The sequence below is a fragment of the Massilia putida genome, from assembly GCF_001941825.1.
Classification (GTDB): Bacteria; Pseudomonadota; Gammaproteobacteria; order Burkholderiales; family Burkholderiaceae_D; genus Telluria; species Telluria putida.
The window spans coordinates 3,749,725-3,771,068 of the sequence record NZ_CP019038.1; the positions used below are offsets into that span (position 1 = coordinate 3,749,725).

At 64.3% G+C, this 21,344-nt stretch carries 16 protein-coding genes and 2 tRNA genes; 9 read left to right on the forward strand and 9 right to left on the reverse strand.

Translation table 11 applies throughout. The features are described from left to right. Positions 1–392 precede the first annotated feature (392 nt). On the forward strand, positions 393–1,382 hold the full coding sequence (locus tag BVG12_RS18810; RefSeq protein WP_075793730.1) for a D-2-hydroxyacid dehydrogenase family protein: 990 nt from the start codon (positions 393–395) through the stop codon (positions 1,380–1,382). Positions 1,383–1,494: 112 nt separating this feature from the next. Here BVG12_RS18810 and BVG12_RS18815 read toward each other — a convergent pair whose 3' ends face one another. Then, on the reverse strand, positions 1,495–2,259 hold the full coding sequence (locus tag BVG12_RS18815) for an L-asparaginase (RefSeq protein ID WP_075796450.1): 765 nt from the start codon (positions 2,257–2,259) through the stop codon (positions 1,495–1,497). Positions 2,260–2,394: 135 nt separating this feature from the next. On the opposite strand from BVG12_RS18815, the gene BVG12_RS18820 reads away from it, so the two are divergent. Together BVG12_RS18820 and BVG12_RS18825 are read left to right on the forward strand one after the other, a co-directional pair. Next, positions 2,395–2,880, forward strand: a complete 486-nt coding sequence (locus BVG12_RS18820) for an asparaginase domain-containing protein (protein ID WP_075793731.1) — start codon at positions 2,395–2,397, stop codon at positions 2,878–2,880. Between the two features lie 126 nt (positions 2,881–3,006). After that, positions 3,007–4,629: a catalase gene (locus tag BVG12_RS18825; protein ID WP_075793732.1), complete on the forward strand. Its 1,623-nt coding sequence runs from the start codon at positions 3,007–3,009 to the stop codon at positions 4,627–4,629. A 108-nt stretch (positions 4,630–4,737) separates the two neighbouring features. Here the strand turns inward: BVG12_RS18825 and BVG12_RS18830 are convergent, their stop codons facing one another. The 5 genes from BVG12_RS18830 to BVG12_RS18850 all read right to left on the reverse strand — a co-directional run bounded on the left by BVG12_RS18830 (position 4,738) and on the right by BVG12_RS18850 (position 13,286). Next, on the reverse strand, positions 4,738–5,634 hold the full coding sequence (locus BVG12_RS18830) for a recombination-associated protein RdgC (RefSeq protein ID WP_075793733.1): 897 nt from the start codon (positions 5,632–5,634) through the stop codon (positions 4,738–4,740). An 88-nt stretch (positions 5,635–5,722) separates the two neighbouring features. Next, positions 5,723–6,799 carry a DNA polymerase IV gene (dinB, locus tag BVG12_RS18835; protein WP_075793734.1) on the reverse strand — a complete coding sequence of 359 codons (1,077 nt, stop codon included), beginning with the start codon at positions 6,797–6,799 and terminating at the stop codon, positions 5,723–5,725. 114 nt (positions 6,800–6,913) lie between these two features. Next, positions 6,914–8,533, reverse strand: coding sequence for a S8 family peptidase (locus tag BVG12_RS18840; RefSeq protein ID WP_075793735.1), 1,620 nt, complete (start codon positions 8,531–8,533; stop codon positions 6,914–6,916). A gap of 142 nt (positions 8,534–8,675) precedes the next feature. Then, positions 8,676–10,517, reverse strand: coding sequence for a S8 family peptidase (locus BVG12_RS18845; RefSeq protein ID WP_075793736.1), 1,842 nt, complete (start codon positions 10,515–10,517; stop codon positions 8,676–8,678). A 546-nt stretch (positions 10,518–11,063) separates the two neighbouring features. Further along, entirely contained in the window at positions 11,064–13,286 is a 2,223-nt protein-coding gene (locus tag BVG12_RS18850; protein ID WP_075793737.1) for a TonB-dependent receptor, read from the reverse strand. Positions 13,287–13,643: 357 nt separating this feature from the next. Here BVG12_RS18850 and BVG12_RS18855 point away from each other — a divergent pair. The 4 genes from BVG12_RS18855 to BVG12_RS34575 all read left to right on the forward strand — a co-directional run bounded on the left by BVG12_RS18855 (position 13,644) and on the right by BVG12_RS34575 (position 15,607). Continuing rightward, positions 13,644–13,719: transfer RNA gene (locus tag BVG12_RS18855), tRNA-Val, on the forward strand. A gap of 46 nt (positions 13,720–13,765) precedes the next feature. After that, a tRNA-Asp gene (locus tag BVG12_RS18860) sits at positions 13,766–13,842 on the forward strand. Positions 13,843–13,904: 62 nt separating this feature from the next. Next, positions 13,905–14,978 (forward strand): hypothetical protein, encoded by a 1,074-nt coding sequence (locus BVG12_RS34570; RefSeq protein WP_075793738.1) that lies wholly within the window; start codon positions 13,905–13,907, stop codon positions 14,976–14,978. After that, positions 14,969–15,607, forward strand: coding sequence for an ABC transporter ATP-binding protein (locus tag BVG12_RS34575; protein WP_075793739.1), 639 nt, complete (start codon positions 14,969–14,971; stop codon positions 15,605–15,607). Before BVG12_RS34570 ends, BVG12_RS34575 begins: the two co-directional genes overlap by 10 nt. Before the next feature lie 9 nt (positions 15,608–15,616). Here BVG12_RS34575 and BVG12_RS18875 read toward each other — a convergent pair whose 3' ends face one another. Then, positions 15,617–16,771, reverse strand: a complete 1,155-nt coding sequence (locus BVG12_RS18875; RefSeq protein WP_075793740.1) for a GGDEF domain-containing protein — start codon at positions 16,769–16,771, stop codon at positions 15,617–15,619. Positions 16,772–16,995: 224 nt separating this feature from the next. On the opposite strand from BVG12_RS18875, the gene BVG12_RS18880 reads away from it, so the two are divergent. Together BVG12_RS18880 and BVG12_RS18885 are read left to right on the forward strand one after the other, a co-directional pair. After that, the gene (locus BVG12_RS18880; protein ID WP_075793741.1) at positions 16,996–17,478 is read left to right on the forward strand and encodes a cyclic nucleotide-binding domain-containing protein; all 483 of its coding nucleotides are present in this window, start codon (positions 16,996–16,998) and stop codon (positions 17,476–17,478) included. Beyond that, positions 17,475–18,611 carry an AI-2E family transporter gene (locus BVG12_RS18885; RefSeq protein ID WP_229503655.1) on the forward strand — a complete coding sequence of 379 codons (1,137 nt, stop codon included), beginning with the start codon at positions 17,475–17,477 and terminating at the stop codon, positions 18,609–18,611. The genes BVG12_RS18880 and BVG12_RS18885 overlap by 4 nt, the downstream gene beginning before the upstream one ends. Before the next feature lie 74 nt (positions 18,612–18,685). Here BVG12_RS18885 and BVG12_RS18890 read toward each other — a convergent pair whose 3' ends face one another. Together BVG12_RS18890 and BVG12_RS18895 are read right to left on the reverse strand one after the other, a co-directional pair. Next, complete coding sequence (locus BVG12_RS18890; protein WP_075793742.1) at positions 18,686–20,962, reverse strand: YgiQ family radical SAM protein; 2,277 nt, start codon at positions 20,960–20,962, stop codon at positions 18,686–18,688. 100 nt (positions 20,963–21,062) lie between these two features. Further along, on the reverse strand, positions 21,063–21,344 hold the full coding sequence (locus BVG12_RS18895; protein ID WP_075793743.1) for a DUF4404 family protein: 282 nt from the start codon (positions 21,342–21,344) through the stop codon (positions 21,063–21,065).

The following is a 21,344-nucleotide window of genomic DNA, read 5'->3' on the forward strand; positions in this document are numbered from 1 at the left end:
TGCGGCAGAGGCGGCGGCCTGCGATGCGCGCGGCGGGCGGAATCCCGTTATCTTGTCCCGGCAGGATCGTCGTCTGGAATGGCCTCGTGGGCCCGCACCGGGGAATCCGTGCGGTTCACGGCTCAGTGCTACGGCGGTCATGTCGCCAGCCCGAAGGTCGCGTGTGCGCGGTGCCGGCGGACTGGGTGGAACGTGTGCTGCTGGCCTCAAGTAATATCAATCTGACATCATGGGCTCTTATGTCTGGACGATTCTACACCCGTCCAAACCCGTTTCAAATGCTTCAATAACAAAAATGTAGGAATTTTGGTTGAGTAATGTAGTAGGCTATTTTCCACTGTTCATATTCTGTTATTTCATTACTTTCTTACCCATAACATCGGCTAACATTCATGAAAATTGCCATCCTTGACGATTACCAAGACGCCGTCCGCAGCCTCGAAAGCTTCCGTTTATTGGACGGCCACGACGTCAAAGTGTTCACCAATTCGACACGGGGACTGGGCCAGCTGGCGATCCGCCTGGCACCGTTCGACGCCCTCGTCCTGATCCGCGAACGCACCGCATTCTCGCGCGCGCTGCTGGCCAAGCTGCCGAATTTGAAGCTGCTGTCGCAGACGGGTAAAGTTGCCGGCCACATCGACGTGGCGGCCGCGACCGAGCACGGCGTGGCGATCGCGGAAGGCGTCGGCTCGCCCGTCGCACCGGCCGAGCTGACATGGGCACTGATCATGGCGGCCAGCCGCAAGATCGTGCCCTACGCCAACAACCTCAAGGATGGGCTGTGGCAGACGGCCTCGATCAATCCCGAGCTCAACGGCCTGGGCCGCGTGCTGAAGGGCCGGACGCTGGGCATCTGGGGCTATGGCAAGATCGGGCACCTGATCGCCGGCTATGCCAAGGCGTTCGGCATGCGGGTGATGGTGTGGGGCAGTGAAACAAGCCGGGCCGCGGCCGCCGCGGACGGTTTGACCGCAGCGCCGACGCGCGAGGCATTCTTCGAACAGGCGGACGTCGTGACCCTGCACCTGCGGCTGAACGACACGACGCGCGGCATCGTCACGGCCGACGACCTGGCGCGCATGAAGCGTGATGCCTTGTTCGTCAACACGAGCCGGGCGGAACTGGTCGAGGAAGGCGCGCTGGAGGCCGCGTTGCGCAAGGGCCATCCCGGTCAGGCGGCGCTGGATGTGTTCACGAGCGAGCCGCTGGCGGCGGATGCGCCGATATTAAAGATTCCGACCGTGCTGGCGACGCCGCACCTGGGGTATGTCGAGCGGGACAGTTATGAGCTGTATTTCCGGGCGGCGTTCGAGAATGTCGTGCAGTTCGCGAACGGCAATCCGACCAATATCTTGAATCCGGATGCGTTGGGGCGCTAAACGCTCGCATGCGGCGGCCGTAGGGTGGGCAGCCGCTGCCCACGCGTGACGTTTGCGTCTCGCCGCGTTACGCGTGAGCAAGGCGTGCCCCCCTACGTGGGTCAACGATGCGTTACCGCAACTCCGGCTCGCCCGTGAGATTGGGCTTGCGCATCGGCATCTCATGCCGCCGCGTCCACAATCCAGCCCAGCCGGGCGGCCATTCGATCACGGGGCCCGCATACGCCGGCAGCCCCGCGCGCACGGCCACGACGGGCACCGGTGGCATCTCGATCAGGCCGCCGTTCGCGTTCTTTTGCATCGGCGCCATGTCGAAGGAGTACATATAGCCCGGCAGCAGCGCATCGCACACATTCGCGAACCAGGCCGTGTGGTCTTCGTCGCGCCCGAGCGCGCGTGCGAGGCCTTCGGGGTCGAACTTCGCCAGCGCGCGGATCAGCTCGTCCGTGCTGGCGCCGGGCGCGTCGCCCCATCCCATCACCGGGTTGTTGTTGTAGTCGGCGCCGGAGCCGTACCAGCCTTCGCGCCAGGGGCGCTGCATCCAGTCGCGCTGGCCCGCGAACAGATGCCAGCGCCAGTGCAGGCCGGACGGCTTGGGCCAGGAATACAAGTACAGTTTTTCGTAGCCGGCCTTGTGCAGCTCGCGCACCATGGCCATCAGGCGCGCATGCGGCATGCGGTCCGGCGGGGAGCGGCGGAACAGGATCGCTTCGCCGTCGGCATGCTGCACCTCGTCGGTGGACAGGTTCAGGTCGAGCGTGCGCGTTTCGTTGCCGAAGCGTGCGGAAATCCAGCCTGTCAGCAGGTTGACGTGGGTGATGACGCCATAGCCGCGATGGCGGTGGAAGATGACGGTTCCGGGTGCGACGGGTTTCATTGGGAAGACGGGCACGGCCCAAAAAGGAGAAAGGATACTCATCCGATCCAAACGATTCTAGCGCAGACACGTACGGATACACTACGGTTTGCGGCTATCATTACCCACCTTTTTTTACCGAGTTTTCAAATCATCATGACTTTGCGGATCATCGCCACCGGCGGCACTTTCGACAAACACTACAACGAACTCAACGGCGTTCTGGGCTTTGGCACAAGCCACTTGCCGGAGGTCATCGCGCGTTCCCGCATGACCATTCCCGTCGAGCTGCAAGTCGTGTCCCTGCTCGACTCGCTGGACATGCAGGACACCGACCGCCGGAACGTCCTGGCCGCCTGCCAGGCAGCCGCCGAAAAGCAGATCGTGATCGTGCACGGCACCGATACGATGCGCGAAACGGCCGAGGTGCTGGGCGCGGCCATGTCGGACAAGACCATCGTGTTCACCGGCGCCATGATCCCATACGAAATCGCCAACTCGGACGCGTTGTTCAACTTCGGCTTCGCCTGCGCCGCCGCGCAGACCCTGCCGCCGGGCGTCTACGTGGCGATGAACGGCAAAGTGTTCACCTGGGATAACGTCACGAAGAACCGCGCCGCGGGCGTGTTCCAGGCGCTGTAACCACCGGGGTCAGAGCCCGATTTTGGGAAATTTCCAAAATCCGGGCTCTGACCCCGGTGTGTCGGGCGCTCCGCATTTTCGTCAATTCCTATAATGGTTTTTCAATAAACCTGAAGGAGCCATGCGATGAGCGAGCAGCGTCCCACCCTGACCACCCGCCAGGGCCATCCCGTCCGCGACAACCAGGCCATGCGTTCCGTCGGCGAACGCGGCCCGGCCACCCTCGAGAACTACCAGTTCATCGAAAAGATCACCCACTTCGACCGCGAACGCATCCCCGAGCGCGTGGTGCATGCGCGCGGCACGGGCGCGCACGGTTATTTCGAAGCCTACGGCAAGATCGGCGATGAACCCGCCAGCAAGTACACGCGCGCCCGCGTGCTCAACGAGACCGGCGTGCAGACGCCCGTGTTCGTGCGCTTCTCGACCGTCATCGGCGGCAGGGAATCGCCGGAGACGGCACGCGATCCGCGCGGCTTCGCCGTCAAGCTGAAGACGGTCGAAGGCAACTGGGACCTCGTGGGCAACAACCTGAAAGTCTTCTTCATCCGCGACGCGATCAAGTTCCCGGACATGATCCACGCGTTCAAACCCGACCCCGTCACGAACCAGCAGGAGCCGTGGCGCTTCTACGATTTCATCTGCAGCCATCCGGAAGCGCTGCACATGGTTACGTGGGTCAAGAGCCCATGGGGCATCCCGGCCAATTACCGCGAGATGGAAGGTTCCGGCGTCAACACGTATAAACTCGTGAACGACCACGGCATCGCCCACCTCGTCAAATTCCACTGGCAGCCGAAACAGGGCGTGCGCAACCTGACGAGCCAGCAGGCCGCCGAGATCCAGGCGCACGACACGAGCCACGCCACGCGCGACCTGTACGACGCGATCGAACGCGGCGAGTTTCCGGAATGGGAATTCTGCGTGCAGATCATGAGCGACGGCGAGCATCCGGAACTGGAATTCGATCCGCTGGACGACACGAAACGCTGGCCGGAAGACCGGTTCCCGCTACTGCCCGTGGGCCGCATGGTGCTCAACAAGAATCCGGACAATGTGTTTGCCGAAACTGAGCAATCGGCCTTCGGCACGGGCGTCCTCGTCGACGGCATCGATTTTTCCGACGACAAGATGCTGCAAGGCCGCACGCTGTCGTATTCGGACACGCAGCGCTACCGCGTCGGTCCGAACTATCTGCAACTACCGATCAATGCGCCGCAAGAAAAAGCCGTGGCGCGCACGAACCAGCGCGACGGCCAGATGACTTTTTATGTGGACACCGGCGGCGAGGACAAGCACATCAACTACGAACCGAGCCTGCTGGGCGGCTTGAAAGAAGCGCCGCAGCCCGAGAAGGATTACCACCAGCACGTCGAAGGCCATCTGGGACGCTACCAGACGAGCCGCACGGCCGACGACTACCGGCAAGCCGGCGACCGCTACCGCACGTTCGCGGAGTGGGAGCGCGACGACCTCGTCAACAACGTCGGCGGCGACCTCAAGAAATGTCCGGAAGTGATCCAGCTGCGCATGGTGTGGCATCTGTGGCACTGCGACGAGGATTACGGCCGCCGCGTGGCCGAGGTCGCCGGCATCGACCTGGAGAAGGCCAAGGCCCTGCAGCCGCTGCCGGGCAAGCCGGCGCCGGGCGAAAACCGCCAGGGATCCGTCTATACGAGCGGCCAGCCGGAAGGCGGCGGTGGCAAGAAAGAACCGGCTACGACCGAAGAAGTGGCGTCGGTGAAATAAGGCAAATGGCCCGGGTAGGTGGGTGATTGATGCCGGGGCATCGATCGGGTGCCCATGCGTGACGTGTGCATTCCGCCGGCGTCACGCGTGGGCGGAGTGCCGTCCACCTTACGCCTTGGCTTCGCCGCCCAGCGCTTCCACCAGATCCGTCATCATCTTCGCCAGCTCGCCCGTCATCAGCATGATGTCGTTGTCGAAACGCTCATCGTCGCTGTAGGTGATGGTCTCGTTTTCCTTGATCACGTCCAGCGGCTTGATGCCCTTGACGGCCAGCTGTTCGGTCAGCACCAGCGAGATGCGGCTGTTCCACGTCATGGCCAGGCGCGTGCACTGCTTGCCGTTGGCGATGTGGCGGCGGATGTCTTCCGGGTCCAGCGAGTGTTTTACGTAACGCACGGCGGCCTTGCTCTCGCCCGTGGCGCGCAGTTCCGTGTCCTGGTCGATCGTGAAGTTGTACGGCGCCTCGTCCGATTCGAGCCAGCCCGTCATCACGGCGACCGGCGATTTTTGCACGCGCAGCGATTCCAGCGGCAGCTTGTCGACGGCCTTCAGCAGCAGCTTGATGACGTCGTCGGCCTTGCTCGGGCTGGCGGCGTCGACGACGAGCCAGCCGTTGACCGGATCGATCCACGTCCACACATTGCTGCGGATCGAAAACGCGCGCGGCAGCAGTTCGTCGGCCACGCGTTCCTTGAGTTCCTTCATCGCCTTCTTGCCCGGCGGGAAGCCCTGCTGCTCTTCCAGTTCGGCGGCCTTGGCCTTGGCGACCTGGTTGATGACCGAGCTCGGCAGCAGTTTCTTTTCCGTGCCCAGCATCATCAGCATCTGCTTGTTGACGACATGAACCAGCTTGCCATTGCCACGTGGCGAATCCCAGCCCTGGCGCAGCAACTCGTTGCTGCTGGCGGGCGTGAACGCCTGCGACTGCAAGGCCTCTTCCATCTGTTCAGGGGAGAAATTCCACGGTGCGGGCAGGCGGTAGATCTGAAGATTCTTGAACCACATAACGTTGCTTTCGGTTATCTCAGTATTGCAAAGGAACGACATTCTACACGCTGATCAGCGGCACAAGATGTCGTTGGGAATCGGTTTTTTAATGTGTTGCTCGTTCGTCAAACAGGCTCAGTTGCTCGACGGTTTCGGTGTCGCTCAGGCGCACGCCGACGCCCAGCAGCCGCACGGGACGGCTCGCACGCAGCCAGCCTGTTTCCATCAGGTGGCGGTACGTCTCCATGTTCGGCGCGTAGCCGACGCACTCGACGGTCGTGCGCTGGAAGTCGGTGAACTTGATTTTTACGAATAATTTGTTGATGAATTTTTCGGCATTGTTGCGCTTGATCCGGCCGAGCAAATGCTCATACAGGTCCGGCAGCAGCGCGAGGCAGCCTTCCAGATCGGGGACGTCCGGCGTGTACGTCTCCTCCGTGCTGATCGACTTTCTCTCGCGCACCGGATTCACGTCACGGTAGTCGATGCCGCGGCACAAATCGTACAGGCGCGCGCCGAACGAGCCGAAATGCTGCTGCAGCTTGTCCATGTTCCAGTCACGCAGGTCGCCACACGTCTGCGCGCCGAGGCGATGCAGCTTCGCCGCCGTCACCTTCCCCACGCCGAACAATTTTTTGACGGGCAAGGCGGCAACAAACGCGTCGACCTCGTCCGGCCGCACGAGGAACAGCCCGTCCGGCTTGTTCCAGTCGCTGGCGATCTTGGCGACGAACTTGTTCGGCGCCACGCCGGCCGACGCCGTGATGCCGACGGTGTCGAAAATGCGCCGGCGGATTTCCTGGGCGATCAAGGTGGCGCTGCCCTTGCAGTGCGGCGAGTTCGTCACGTCGAGATAGGCCTCGTCCAGCGACAGCGGCTCCACGAGGTCCGTGTAGTCGCGGTAGATGTCCATGATCTGGCGCGACGCGACCCGGTACTTTTCCATATTCGGTGGAATCAGGATCAGGTCCGGACACAACTTGACGGCCTGGGCCGTGGCCATCGCCGAATGGATGCCGTAGCGGCGCGCCTCGTAGTTACAGGTGGCGACGACGCCACGCTGCTCCGCCCGCCCACCGACGGCCAGGGGCCGGCCGCGCAGGGACGGGTCGTCGCGCATCTCGACGGATGCGTAGAAACAATCGCAATCGCAGTGGATGATCTTGCGGACGAGGGCGTTCACGGTGACGGTCGCCCGCGCCGAGCGACTACTGTAATTGCATACAGTATCGCTGGGTTGTGAGATTAGTGCAAGAGGGAACGCCGCCGCAGGACGCGGCGGCGGATGAGGCAGGCGTTACTTGGTGACGCTGGAGTAGCTGCACGACTTGACGTAGCCGTACGCCGGATCGCCGAACACGGCGTTCGTGCACGCGACGGAACCGGTGAAGGTCTTCGTCACATAGCTCGTGGCGGTGCCGTAGCGCACGTCGCGGGTACCGCTGAACGTGCAGGTGCCGCCTTCGGTGGCGCAGGTGGTCCAGGTCGGCGTGGTCGTCGTCGTGGTCGTCGAGGCCAGCGCCGCGTTCACGGCGGCCGCCGCGTTGACGATGCCGGCGCCGCAGCCCGAGCACGGTGCCGGGAAGGCGCGCGCCGTCGACTTCAGCTTGGCGGCGACGTCATCCGGCGTCAGGTTCGGGTTGGCGGACAGCATCAGCGCGACGACGCCGGCCACGTGCGGGGTCGCCATCGACGTGCCCATGTACCAGGCGTAGTTGTCCGATGCCGGCGTCGTCGTGCCCGAGTTCAGGGTCGACAGGATGCCGGCGCCGCTGTCGCCGCCCGGTGCCGCGATCGTCACGTTGGTGCCGTAGTTCGAATACGATGCCTTGCCGCCCGAACGGTTCGTCGCGGCCACCGCGATCACGCCGGCGCAGTTGGCCGGGTTCGTGTTCGACGCGTTGGTGTTCGCGTTACCCGCCGCGACGACCACCACGGCGCCGCGCGAACGGGCGCTGTTGATCGCGTTCTGCGTCGTCGTGTCGCAGGCGCCGGTGCCGCCCAGCGACAGGTTCAGCACGCGCGCCTTGTTGGCATTGGCCGGCACGCCGGTCACGGTGCCGCCCGAGGCCCAGACGATGGCGTCGGCGATGTCGGACGTGTAGCCGCCGCAGCGGCCCAGCACGCGCGCCGGGACGATCTTGGCGTTGTAGGCGATGCCCGCGATGCCGAGGCCGTTGTTGGCCTTCGCGGCGATCGTGCCCGACACGTGGGTGCCGTGCCAGCTCGAATTCTGGTCCGCGGCCGGGATGCCCGTGCCGCAGCTGCCGGCCGGGGTCCAGTCGCCCGGATCGCTGGCGTCCGTGTCGCGGCCGCCGCCGTCGTTGGCGATGGCGGTCGTGGAAATGAAGTCGTAGCCCTGCACGATCTGGCCGGACAGGTCCGCGTGCGGACGATAGCCCGTGTCGATCACGGCCACGTTGATGCCGGCGCCGGTCGACTTGTCCCAGGCGGCCGGTGCGTTGATGCCGCCGGTGGCCTCGTACAGGTCCCATTGCTGGGTGTAGCTGGGGTCGGTCGGGGTGGCCAGCGGGACCATGATCCGGTCCGGCTCGGCGTACTCGACGTTGGCGTCGCGCGACTTCAGTTCGGCGGCCAGCTGGCGCGCCTCGTCGAGCGACATCGTGCGGTTGAGTTGCAGGACGTTCGCGCCGTTCGCGGTCGCGCGCAGCGCGCGCATCGTGGCGCCGTACGTCTGGCCGGCGCGGTCGATCAGCGCCTGGCGCGCGCGGTCGATGCCGCGTGCCGCGCGGCCCGTCGTGGACGTGTCGCTGTCGCCCTTGTACTTGACGATGATACGGTCCGTCTGGACGACGTAGTGAGTGGTCTGTGCCGTCGCCTGGCCGGCGAACCCGGCTGCGATCAGGGCCGCTGCACAAATTTTCAACAAAGAGGAGATCGTGTGGCGCTGCGTCATGCTGCATCCTTTTCAGAGAACCGAACTGTGCAGCGTAACGAAAAACGGCCCGCATGGGGCCGTTTTCGGGGTTTTTGCAACAGGAAAATTTTAGTTAAGTAATTGAATTTTAACGGAAATTATCCTGTCTGCAACATCCCTGTTACCAGGTCAGCTTGAGCGTGTACTTGCCGCTGGTCGACCCGGTGCCGCCGGCGTAGTACACCACGCGCACATAGCGGGCCGACGTCGTCGTGCCCGTGTTCGCCGACGAGGCGCTGTCCACCGCGCCCGTGCCGTTCTCACTGTACGACAGCAAGGTGCCCGCGCTGTTGTAGATGTACAGATCGTAGTCCGAGCTCGAGTTCGGCGTCAGCGTGGCGCTCAGGGTTTTGCCGGCCGGCAGTTGGACCGAGAAGAAGTCCGTATCCGTCGTGCTGCCCATCGTGCCGTTGACCGTCGTGCCGGACGTCGTCACGCCGTTGGCCGTGCTGATCGTGTCGTTCGACTCCGTCTCCGACATCGTCGTACCCGTGCTGGTACCGGCGGCCGCATCGATCGCGGCCGAGGCGTCGACGATGCCGGCGCCGCAACCGGAGCAGCTGGCCGGGAACGGCCGCGCGCTCGATTTCAGGCGGGACTCGACGTCGTCCGGCGTCAGGTTCGGGTTCTTGGCCAGCATCAGCGCGACGACGCCCGCCACGTGCGGCGTCGCCATCGACGTCCCCATGTATGAGGCGTAGCTGTCGGCGCCCGGCGACGTGGTGCCGGCGTTCAAGGTCGACAGGATGCCCGCGCCGGTATCGCCGCCCGGTGCCGCGACGTCGACGATGGTGCCGTAGTTCGAATACGACGCGCGGCCGCCGGAGCGGTTCGTCGCCGCCACCGCGATCACGCCGGCGCAGTTGGCCGGGTTGCTGTTGCTGGCGTCCTGCGACTCGTTGCCGGCGGCGACCACGACGACGGTGCCGCGCGAACGGGCGCTGTTGATGGCGCTCTGCGTCGTCGTGTCGCAGGCGCCGCTGCCGCCCAGCGACATGTTGATCACCTGGGCGCGCGCCGCGATGTTGGGCACGCCGGTCACGGTGCCGCCCGATGCCCAGATGATGCCGTCGGCGATGTCCGACGTGTAGCCGCCGCACTTGCCCAGCACGCGCACGGGCACGATCTTGGCGCCGTACGCGATGCCGGCGACGCCGGTGCCGTTGTTCGTCAGCGCGGCGATGGTGCCGGCCACGTGGGTGCCGTGCCAGCTCGAGTTCTCGGCCGGCTGGCCGACGCCGCACTCGCCCGCCGCGACCCAGTCGCCCGGATCGCTGGCGTCGCTGTCGCGGCCGTCGCCGTCGTTCGACACGGCGGTATCGGAAATGAAGTCATAGCCGGCCAGGATCTGGCCCGACAGGTCGGCGTGCGGACGGTAGCCCGTGTCGATCACGGCCACGCGGATGCCGGTGCCGGTCGACTTGTCCCAGGCGGGCGGCATGTTCAGGCCGCCGGTCGCTTCGAAGTAATCCCACTGCTGGCTGTACATCGAGTCGTTCGGCGTGAACAGCGGGTGCATCATGCGGTCCGGCTCGGCGTACTCGACGGACGCATCGCGCGACTTCAGGTCGGCCGCCAGCTTCGCGGCATCGGCCAGCGACACTTTGCGGTCCAGCTTGAAGATCCGGGCGCCCGTGGCGATCGAATGCGATTCCTTGAGCAGCATGCCGAACTGCTGGCCGGCGCGGTCGACCAGCGCCTTGCGCGATGCCGCCAGCGGCGCGGGGGTGCGTGCGACAGCCGCCTGCATGCCCTTCGCGCCCTTGACGGCGACGGGTGCGCTCTCGTCCTTGTACTTGACGATGATGCGGTCGGTCAGGTCCGAGACGGCCACGCGCTTCCCGGCGGATGCGGCCGGTACGTCCGTGGGCGTGCCGGCGCCCGCAACGCCGGCGCCGAGACCGAGAACGGCCACGACGCACAATTTCAACATTGCCGGATACTTCGATTGCTGAGACTTCATGTTTATTCCTTTTTAGAAAAACACAAAAGTTTGATTTTCCGCAGGCAGGATTGCCTGAGATCTAGTTGTTCGACGTCATTTTGTGAGCGCCGATTGCCCGTCTTAAAGCGGACACGGCAGATTATCGCGAAAGGAATGAACGTGTAGAAATTTCACAATTGAATTCAATGTATATACAACACATTCCCCGGCTGGTAGCGCTAAAACCTAGATTCTTCGGAAAACTGTGAACTCAACGGAACAACATATCGCCTCGGCGGGACCCAGGAATTAACAATGCTTCGTGACTGTCAGGCGTCGTGAATTCGGGTTGAATTCGTGAATTCGGGGTCAGAGCCCTTTTTGGGGCACGATCCTTGAAGCAAGCTCGTATCGGGCGCCCCGGTCCGCCTAGCGCGACGTATCGAGGCACATGCTGATCTGCGCGATTTTGATTTCTACTGAAACATTGATCAAAATGTGCTCTGACCCCGAATCTCCGAATCTCCGAAGCTCAAAAAAAAAGCCGCGATCACTCGCGGCCTTCTCTCCGACGACTTCTAAAACTTAGAAATTGCCTTTGAACTGAACACCGTAGGTGCGCGGTTCGTTGGTAAAGCCCGTCAGGTTGTTGAAGTCGATCGCACCGGTGATGCGGCGCTGGTCGAGGATGTTGCGGCCGAACGCGGCCACTTCATACTTGCCGTCAGCCCAGATATAGCCCAGACGCAGGCCGCCTTCCGTCAGCGGCTTGCCCGTGAACTCTTTCGCTTCATACAGGAAGAAATTGATCTTCGAACGGTACGACCAGTCGGTGTAGACGTAGAACTCGCCGTCGCTGACCGCCATGCTGTAGCGGGCGTTCAGGTTGACGATCCACTTCGGTGCCTGCGGCAGCGGGTTGCCGTCAATCAGGACGTTGCCGGCGGCATTCAGCGGATCGGTGATCGTGCAGGCCGCGCACTTGCTCAGCGACAGGCTCGGGTCGCGGATTTCCGTGAAGTTGTACGAGGCGCTGGTGCCGATGCGCAGGTCCGGCGTGACGAGGCCTTCGAAGTCGAACTCGGCGCCGCGGCCTTCGGTCTTCTTCGCGTTGATCAGCTTGGTAACGTTGGTGTTGCCACCGACCACGGTCAGCTGCTGGTTCTTGATGTCGTAGTCGTACAGCGAGAACGCGACGCGGGCACGGCGCTCGAACAGGTCGGCCTTGATGCCGCCTTCGTACGACGTGATGGTCTCGGCGTCGGCGATGGTGATGCCCACCGGTGCGAAGGTCGAGGCCGGCGCGATGCTCGGGGCGCGGAAGCCGGTCGCGATGCGCGCGTACAGGTTCACGTCACGGTTCAGCTTGTACGTGCTCGACAGGTCCCAGCTGATCTTATCCTTGCTTTCGCCGACGCTGCTCGGGCCGACCGGGTTGAAGCCGATCGCGGTGACCGTGCGGAAGTCCTTCTTGTCGTCCGTGTAGCGGATACCGCCGCGCACCGACAGCGCATCGTTGATGTTGTAGGTCACGGAACCGAACGCGGCCCAGGCCTTGTTGTTCTGCTCGCTGGCCTGGCGCGACGTCTGGGCGCCGGTGGCGCTGTTGTAGCCGTCGCTGCCGCCCGTCACGTCTTCCTTGAAGTAGTACACGCCGGCCTGCCAGTGCAGCGGACCCGCATCCTTCGACTCGACGCGGAATTCCTGCGAGTACTGTTTCAGGTCGTCGATGAAACCGCCCGTCTCGGACTGGAACGGGATGAAGCCCGGACCTTGCGGCGTGCCGCCGTCGATGTCGCCGCGGCTGTAGTACTTGCCGACCGACTCGTAACCCGTGATCGAGTGGAAGATGACCGGGCCCAGGTCCCACGTGATGCGGGCGTTGGCGCCGTTCGTCTTGAGGTTCTGGTAGTTCTGGGCGTTGGTGACGATGCTGTCGAGGTCGTAGCCGTCGACGATATCGTTCGTTCCCTTCTTGATCAGATTCGCGCGGAACAGGCGGGCGCTGCCGTTGGTCGTGCGCTGGTGCACGTTGAACAGGGCGCTGAACGTGGTATCCGGCTTGTACAGGAATTGCACGCGTTCGGCGTGTTCGTTGTAGCCATCCAGTTCGCCGGTCTTGTGCGTCTTGGCGACGTCGCTGTAGTTGTCGACGTAGTCGTCACGGTGCTGGCGCAGGGTCGACACGCGCATCGCCCACTTGTCCGACAGCGGCACGTTGACGGCGCCTTCGACGTTGGCGGTGCCGTGGGTGCCGTACGACAGGTTGTAGTAACCCTCGACCTTCTTGAAGTTCGGCTTTTCCGATTCGAATTTCACGACGCCGGCCGGAGTGTTGCGGCCGAACAGCGTGCCTTGCGGGCCGCGCAGCACTTCCACGCCGGCCAGGTCGAAGATCGGGAAGCCTTTGAGGATCGGGTTTTCCTGGACGATGTCGTCATAGATCAGCGACACCGGCTGCGAAGCGAATTCCGAGAAGTCCGTGTTGCCGTAGCCGCGGATGTAGAAACGCGGGAACGTGCGGCCGTTCGAGGACTCAACGTTCAGGCTGGGGGTCTTGCCGGCCAGCAGGCGGATGTCCTGGCCGCCGGACACGAGCACGTCCAGCTTTTCGCCCTTGATGGCGGTCACGGACACCGGTACTTCCTTGATGTTTTCGGTACGGCGCTGTGCGGTCACGGTCACCGTTTGCAATTCGTTCGACTGGGTCGTCTGGGCCAGGGCCGCACCGCCGGGTACGGCGGCCAGCGCCAGCATCGCGCCATGCGCGGCGATGACGCGCTTGTGCATCTTGGACATCTTGATCATTGAGTTTTTCCTTGGGAAGAGTGAAAAAAGCTGCCGCGTTGTCTCCGCTGGTCTCTCCTGAGGCACCCTTTTAAGGCAGGCCTTGGGCCTCGGCAAACTCGCACCTGATTGTGGATGTCTAAATATTGCCGGCTTGTAAAACGGCAATTGTCGATTATGTGTATATCCTTATGCAAGGAATACGGACGGACGCACACATCCATACAACAGATTGTTGTATATGAGAACGTGGCACTTTGCATCCCTGTTCACTTTTTTCCGAAAAAGCCTTGCGCGTTTTCGAACGGATACGCTATGATTCGGGCCTCTTCGGACGTGATGACAAACGTCGGCAAGACAACCCTGAAACAGAGTGACGGGCGCTTAGCTCAGTTGGTAGAGCGGATCCCTTACAAGGATTAGGTCGGGAGTTCGAGCCTCTCAGCGCCCACCAGGCAGTTTCAGCAGTCTTGCAAAGTGAAGAACCGATCAGAGTAAACGGAGCGGTAGTTCAGTTGGTTAGAATACCGGCCTGTCACGCCGGGGGTCGCGGGTTCGAGCCCCGTCCGCTCCGCCAGTATCAAGAAGAAGGGTCCGATTCGTCGGACCCTTTTTCGTTATGTGCCCCCTACTCTATCGATGACGCATCCCTACATCCGGTTCCGTGTGCGCCTCGCCCGCCACGCCGTGGCGCAACTGGCCGCGCGCCTGCGCAGCTCCGCCGAGATCGTCATGTTCGTGCTGGGCCCGCCCATCCTCGGCCTGATCGCTTTCGCCGCCCTGCCGCCGATGCTCGCGGCCGCCGAACCGCTGCCGCTCGCATTGCCCCTGCTGTGCCTGCATGGCGCGGCGATGAGTGTGCCTGTCGTGCTGCTGCGGTCCCGCGTCGTGCCCGCGCACGTATGTGCGTGGCTCTACCCGCTGCCGGTGCCGTCCGGCCTGCTGCTGCGCGCCTCCGCCGCCGTTGCCGCCCTGCTGACCGGGCCGCTGGCCCTGACCTATGCGGCTTCGCTCGCGGTGTGGCTGTATCAACGTCCCGACTGGCTGATGCCGCCGCGCGCCGTCGCCGGAACCGTGCTGTCCTTCCTGCTGACCTGGGCGTGCGCCACTGCCCTGCTCGTGCGCGGCGCCGGCCTGCCGCAACGGACGACACTGACATCCGCGGATACCGTCGCCGCCACCCATCCTGCCGCGCCGCGCGCCGGCGGGTTTTACCTGTGGCGCCAGCTGTTCTGGCTACCCCTGTGGCGCGGCAATGCCGCCGGCGCGCGCCAGTGCGCCCTGCTCGTCGCCGCCGTCGGCGCCAGTGCGCTCTGGATGATGGGGCCGCAAGCGCTGCCGCGCGTGGCCGGCGCGATACTGACGAGCATCCTGCTGGTGCTGCTGGCGCACGAGGCCGACCAGGCGCTGCGCACGCGGCTGGCGCGGGTACGCGTGCTGGCAGCGGGCTGGCCGATCGACGTCGCCGCGCTGGCCCGACGTGCCCGCGCCATGACGTGGCTGACTGTGGCGCCGGCACCGGCCGCGCTGGCCGCCATCGGCGTGGCGGCCGGCGCATGGCATGGGACGGCCGGCCATTTGTATCTTGCATTGGCCTGGGGCGCGCCGCCCGTACTGATGTTGACGCCCCCTTTCACGGCACGCGGCCGCATGGCGCTGGTCGCGTTCGCCATCGTGCTGCTGTGCGCCACCGGAAGCAAACTATGGGATTGAATCCATCCGTCGACGTCGAGAATCTCGGCTTTCACTTCGCGACGCGCAGCGTCTTCCTCGGCCTGAACCTGCAACTCGGCCCCGGCCTGACGTGGCTGCGCGGCCGCAACGGGCGCGGCAAGACGACATTGCTGAAACTGCTGGGCGGCGCGCTGGCGCCGAGCCGCGGCCATATCCGCCTCGACGGCCTGGACAGCGCAAAGGATGCACTCGCCTACCGCCGCCTGAGCTTTTATTGCGGCGGCGAAGCCCCGGCGCTGGACTGGCTGACGGCCCGCGAATGGCTCGAATTGCACCTGGCGCTCTACGCCGATGCCGACCGCGATGCACTCGGCCGGCACCTGGACGCGTTCCAGATCGCCGACATCGGCAGCCAGCCGGTCGCGGGCCTGTCGCTGGGCCAGTACAAAAAGCTGCAGCTGGCGCTGGCGCTCGCGCTGCCGGCACGGCTGCTGTTGGTCGATGAACCGTTCAACGGCCTGGACGTCCAGGCGGTCGACGTGCTGGAGGCGGCACTCGCGCGCCGCGCCGGCGCGGGCACAAGCTGCATCGTGCTGACGAGCCACCTGGACCTGCGCCTCGCACCGACGGCCACGCTCGACCTGGACGCGCAGCCCGGCGTGCTCTGACCATCGGCCTCAGGCCCGCCTGAGGAGGGGCGCGCCGATCTCGACACGATTGCGGCCGCCCGTCTTGGCCGCGTACAAGGCGTGATCGGCGCGCGCCAGGGCGGCCGTCAACTCCTCGTGCGGATCGATCATCACGACGCCGATGCTGACCGTCATACGATAGGTGGCGCCACACGCCAGTGCCGGCGCCTCGGCCACGGCGACGCGCAACCGTTCGGCCGCCTGCTGCGCGCCCGCCAGCGACGTGCCCGGCATCGCGAGCGCGAATTCCTCGCCGCCCAGCCGGCCCATCACGTCGTTCTCGCGCAGGCTCGCACGCGCGGTGTCGGCAAACAGGCGCAGGGCGTCGTCGCCGCAGGCATGGCCGAAGTTGTCGTTGAGCTGCTTGAAATGGTCGAGGTCGAGCATCATCAGCGCGATCGGCTTGCGCAGGCGCAGCGCCTGCTGGCGCACGCTTTCGGCACGCTCGAAAAAGGCGCGGCGGTTCAGCATGTCCGTCAAGCCGTCGATCGTGGCCAGGCGGTGCATGCGCTGGTCATCCTTGAGCTTACACAACAACAAAAAGCCGAAGCCATTGACGATCATCAGGAGATAGCTTGCCAGATAGGCGACGCCATACGCCGGATTCGCATCGAACGTCCCCAGCCCGCCGTTGGCCATGCCCATCCAGATCCAGATCGCGATGGCGAACACGGCATCGTTGACGCCGATGATCCGCTGCAGCAGCGGCGCGTCGGCCTGCGGCCGCAGCAGGATGGCGGCGGCGCCGGACGCGAACAGGGCGACGATTACCGCCACCACCTGCGTCATCTGCTGGCGCGACGCCTGCGCCATCGCCGCGGCGGCGACGATGAACAGGGCCGCGACGGCCGCCGGCGCCAGCACCCGGCGCCAGTTGCGAAATTCGAAAAACACGCAATACGACGCCAGTTCCAGCGCGACACCCCCCACCCAGCCGAACGCGGCCAGCTCCTCCGCGATCGGTATGCCGGCATGCGGTGCGGCCCAGGAGCATATCTGCGCCAGACCGGACGACAACCGCGCCCACATCCAGGTGCGCAGACCCGGATTCAGCGCCGCGCCGCGCATATAACCCGCCATCAGCAAGGCAAACGCCGTGTTACCGACGCCAAGCGCCAGCATGAAGGTCTGGATATCGATCACTCGGTTCCTCCTGGTCGGAAGTGTTGAGATGATGCCATTAAGGTAATGAATATTTCCCGAAGGAATGATATTACACGTTTTCCAATCTGGTGCACGCACGATTTGCGTCAACGCATGAGCGTTATGCGCCATGGTTGCCGGGCGTTGCGTAGTAGCTGCGCAAGGACAAATGAATCGTTCATAATTGACGTACAGCCACTCGGCTGCATTGTCCCGGAGCTTTCGTGATCTTTGGTTTCCTGAAATCGTCCACGTTGTCCCCCCGCCAGCTCCGGCTGCAGAACACGCCGCTGTTCCGTTCTCTCAAGCCGTTGGAAATCAAGTTCGTCGACGGCCTCATGCACGAACGGCGCTACTTGCCGGATGAGATCGTGTTCGACGAAGGGGAAGAAGGCCAGGCGCTTTACCTCGTGATGAGCGGCCGCGTGCAGATCAGCCGCAGCCACAGCCGGGGCCGCCAAGTCGTGGGAGAACTAAGCGCCGGCAGTTTCTTCGGCGACCTGGCCCTGCTGGACAATTCGCCGCGCAGCGCCCAGGTCCGTGCCGTCGACGCCTGCGAGCTGGCCGTGTTCTTCCGCGACGACTTCCTGGCCTTGATGGAAACGGATGCCGTGATCGGCTACAAGATCTCGCTGGCGCTGGCACGCCACATCGGCCAGCGCCTGCGCGGCTGGCTCGACGGCAACGCCCAGGTGGAGGCGCTGTGATCCACGGCTATCTCCGCGACGAGCGCAGCGGCCCGTTCGTCTGGATCGGCATCATCGGCATCACGTGTCTGCTGCTGGTGCTGCTCGAACACATGCTGTGGCTGGTGCTGCCGTTCATCCTCGGCACCGTCATGTACTACATCCTGCTGGGCCCGATGCAGCGCCTGCTGCGCGCCGGCTTTACGCGCAACGTCTCGGCCACGCTCGTGTGCATCGTGTTCTACGGCGCCAGCGCCCTGCTGATGATGGCGGCGATGACCTGGACCGGATCTCCCGGCGACGCCGACAGCTGGCACAAGACGGGCGCCCTGTACCTGGACGGCGGCGTCGCCTTCGTGCGCAACACGATGACGCTGCTGGAAGCCAAATTCCCGATCCTCGCCGAGATGCACTTGACCGCGATCGTCAACAAGCGTTTCAAGGCCTACACGGACAATTTCGCCCAGCGCCACCTGACCTCCTTCCTGCTGGGCGCGGCCGGCTGGCTGCCGTCGCTGCTGCTGGCCCCGTTTCTCGCGTTCTTCTTCCTGCGCGACGGCCTGCGCTTCAAAAAATTCCTCGCCCGCGCCGTGCCGAACGCCTATTTCGAACGCACCCTCTTCCTGCTGCACCAAGTCGACCAGACCGCGCGCCGCTACTTCGAGGGCCTGTTGAAGCTGACCGTGCTGGACACCATCGTGCTCGGCTTCGGCCTGTGGGTGATCGGCGTGTCGTCGCCGCTGCTGCTCGGATTTATCTCCGCGCTGCTGGCATGGGTGCCGTTCGTCGGCTCGGTCGTGGGCTGCATAATGGTCGTGGTCGTCGCCGCCACGGATGCCCCGAACAACCCGCTGATCGCCTACGGCGCGATCGTGGTCTTCATCCTGGCCCGCCTGCTGGACGACTTCGTCTTCATGCCGCTGACCTTGGGCCGCAGCCTGCACATCCACCCGCTGGTGACGGTGCTGATGATCTTCATCGGCGGTGCGCTGTCCGGCGTGGCCGGACTGATGCTCGTGCTGCCATTGCTGGGCGTCGTGATGGTGGTCGGCGAGACCATGGGGAGACTCATGACCAATCCGCGGCTGCGGGCGCGGCATCGGTATGCGCGCAGGTTGCGCGACAAGCAGGCGAGTGCAGACTTGAGCGTCTGAACACCGGGGTCAGAGCCCAAATTTTGGCAATGGCTTTTGAGCTATTTCCAAAAAAGGGGCTCTGACCCCGGTGTTCATTTGCGCCCTGCTTTGGGCTTGGACTTGATGGTCGACAGGATGCCCGCCTTCGCCTTGGACGGCGGCGCCATGAACGGTGCCGGTTCGCCGCGACGCTCGCCGCCGCGTCCGTTGCGCCGGGTCGCCACCTCGATCACGCGGCCTTTCGGCGCGTCGCTGCGCGGCGCCACCGGTGGACGGCGCTCGCCGCCACGCTGCGGCGCGACGTCCTGTTCGGCCCCGGCCGGCGGCACCAGATGGCGCTCGCCGTTGCCGATCAGGTCGGCGCGGCCCATGCGTTTCAAGCCCTCGCGCAGGGTCGGCCAGTTTTCCGGATCGTAGTAGCGCAGGAAGGCCTTGTGCAGTTTGCGCGTCTTGCCGCTCTTGGCCGTGACGACTTCTTCCGAATCCTCGGTGACCTTGTGCAGCGGATTCTTGCCCGAGTGATACATCGTCGTCGCCATCGCCATCGGCGTCGGCGTGAACGTCTGCACCTGGTCGAGGTGGAAATTGTTTTTCTTCAGCCAGAGGGCCAGGTTCAGCATGTCCTCGTCCGTCGAACCCGGGTGCGCGGCGATGAAGTACGGGATCAGGTATTGCTTCTTGCCCGCTTCCTTCGAATACTTGTCGAACAGCGCCTTGAACTCGTCGTAGGCGCCGATGCCCGGCTTCATCATCTTCGAGAGCGTGCCCTCTTCCGTGTGTTCCGGTGCGATCTTGAGCAGGCCGCCGACGTGGTGCGTGACCAGTTCCTTGACGTATTCCGGCGAGCGCACGGCGAGGTCGTAGCGCAGGCCCGAACCGATCAGGATCTTCTTGATGCCGGGAATCGCGCGCGCCTTGCGGTACAGCGAGATCAGCTTGCTGTGGTCCGTGCCCAGATTGCTGCAAATGGTCGGATACACGCACGACAGGCGGCGGCACGTTTCCTCGATCTTCTTGTCCTTGCACGCGAGGCGGTACATGTTCGCGGTCGGGCCGCCCAGGTCGGTGATGGTGCCGGCAAAATTCTTCGTCGTGTCGCGGATCAGTTCGATCTCGCGCAGGATCGACGGCTCCGACCGGCTCTGGATGATGCGCCCCTCGTGCTCCGTGATCGAGCAGAACGTGCAGCCGCCGAAGCAGCCGCGCATGATGTTCACGGAATAGCGGATCATTTCCCAGGCCGGGATGTGCGCCTTGCCGTAGCTCGGGTGCGGCGCGCGCGCGTACGGCAGGTCGTAGACGCCGTCCATCTCGTCCATGGCGAGCGGCAGCGGCGGCGGGTTCAGCCAGACGTCGCGGTCGCCGTGCTGTTGCACGAGCGCGCGCGCATTGCCCGGGTTCGATTCCAGGTGGAACACGCGCGACGCGTGCGCGTACATCACCGGGTCCTCGCTCACGGTCTCGAACGACGGCAGGCGCACGACGGTCTTCTGCGCTTTCTCGCGCGCGGCCGCCTGGCGCTGTTCGCGCGTCATGATGACGACCGGCTTCACTTCCGGTTCCGGCTGCGCATTGTCCAGCGCGCACTGCTTCGGGTCTTCCAGCGCCATCGCGTACGGGTTCGGCTGCGGGTCGATGCGGCCCGGCACGTCCACGCGGGTGGAATTGTGCACCGTCCACTCTTCGTCCGGCAGCCAGCCGTGCGGCACGAGGAAGGCGGTGCCACGCAAGTCGCGGATGGTCTTGACGTTTTCGCCTGCCGCGATGCGCCGGGTGATGTCGACGAGCGCGCGTTCCGCATTGCCGAAGATGACGATGTCGGCCTTCGATTCGAACAGCACGGAGCGGCGCACCTTGTCCGACCAGTAATCGAAGTGCGCGATGCGGCGCAGCGATGCCTCGATCGAACCGGCGATGACGGGCACGCCGGGAAACGCTTCGCGCGCGCGCTGGCAATACACGGTCACGGCGCGGTCCGGCCGCTTATTCGGCTCGCCGTTCGGCGTGTACGCATCGTCCGAGCGGATCTTGCGGTCGGCCGTGTAGCGGTTGACCATCGAGTCCATATTGCCGGCCGTGATGCCCCAGTACAGGTTCGGCTTGCCCAGCGCGCGGAACGGTTCCACGGAGGTCCAGTCCGGCTGGCTGATGATGCCGACCCGATACCCCTGCGCTTCCAGCAGGCGGCCGACGAGAGCCATGCCGAAACTCGGATGGTCGATGTAGGCGTCGCCCGTGATCAGGATGATGTCGCACGAATCCCAGCCCAGCTTGTCCATTTCGGCGCGGGACATGGGCAAGAACGGGGCGGCAGGGGCGCGGCTGGAACGTTTGGCAACGTTCGCGAAGAGATTGGCAGGGGAGTTCATTGGCCGGCATTTTACCGGAAAACGCGGTATTAAGCTGCCGCCCCCTATAAAAATGGCTTAATTTTCAATGGCTTGTCTCATCCACGGCGGATAAGCGGCGTCAGATGCCCATGCTCGCCAGGATGTTGCCGAGCTCGCGTAACGCGGGTTCCAGATGTGGATGGCGGAGCGCGAACCGGGCCGTCAGCTCCTGCGTGCGCGACGCGAGGCCGTACGTGTTCGCATCCGGATCCTGGGCGCGCTTGCTGAGGACATGCTTGATGTCGCCGTCGAGCTGGCGCAGCAGCATTTCCAGTTCGTCGTCGACTTCGCCGGTTTCCTCGAGGCTGCGGTGCAGCGTCTTGAGGTGCGCTTTCAGGGTGTTTTCGTTTTCGGGCAGCAT

What these genes read in the sequence shown, in the direction of transcription:
- BVG12_RS18810 (WP_075793730.1), top strand. Translation starts at nt 393, where the DNA reads ATGAAAATTGCCATCCTTGACGATTACCAAGACGCCGTCCGCAGCCTC.
- BVG12_RS18815 (WP_075796450.1), bottom strand. Translation starts at nt 2,259, where the DNA reads ATGAAACCCGTCGCACCCGGAACCGTCATCTTCCACCGCCATCGCGGC.
- BVG12_RS18820 (WP_075793731.1), top strand. Translation starts at nt 2,395, where the DNA reads ATGACTTTGCGGATCATCGCCACCGGCGGCACTTTCGACAAACACTAC.
- BVG12_RS18825 (WP_075793732.1), top strand. Translation starts at nt 3,007, where the DNA reads ATGAGCGAGCAGCGTCCCACCCTGACCACCCGCCAGGGCCATCCCGTC.
- BVG12_RS18830 (WP_075793733.1), bottom strand. Translation starts at nt 5,634, where the DNA reads ATGTGGTTCAAGAATCTTCAGATCTACCGCCTGCCCGCACCGTGGAAT.
- BVG12_RS18840 (WP_075793735.1), bottom strand. Translation starts at nt 8,533, where the DNA reads ATGACGCAGCGCCACACGATCTCCTCTTTGTTGAAAATTTGTGCAGCG.
- BVG12_RS18845 (WP_075793736.1), bottom strand. Translation starts at nt 10,517, where the DNA reads ATGAAGTCTCAGCAATCGAAGTATCCGGCAATGTTGAAATTGTGCGTC.
- BVG12_RS18850 (WP_075793737.1), bottom strand. Translation starts at nt 13,286, where the DNA reads ATGATCAAGATGTCCAAGATGCACAAGCGCGTCATCGCCGCGCATGGC.
- BVG12_RS34570 (WP_075793738.1), top strand. Translation starts at nt 13,905, where the DNA reads ATGACGCATCCCTACATCCGGTTCCGTGTGCGCCTCGCCCGCCACGCC.
- BVG12_RS34575 (WP_075793739.1), top strand. Translation starts at nt 14,969, where the DNA reads ATGGGATTGAATCCATCCGTCGACGTCGAGAATCTCGGCTTTCACTTC.
- BVG12_RS18890 (WP_075793742.1), bottom strand. Translation starts at nt 20,962, where the DNA reads ATGAACTCCCCTGCCAATCTCTTCGCGAACGTTGCCAAACGTTCCAGC.
- BVG12_RS18895 (WP_075793743.1), bottom strand. Translation starts at nt 21,344, where the DNA reads ATGCTGCCCGAAAACGAAAACACCCTGAAAGCGCACCTCAAGACGCTG.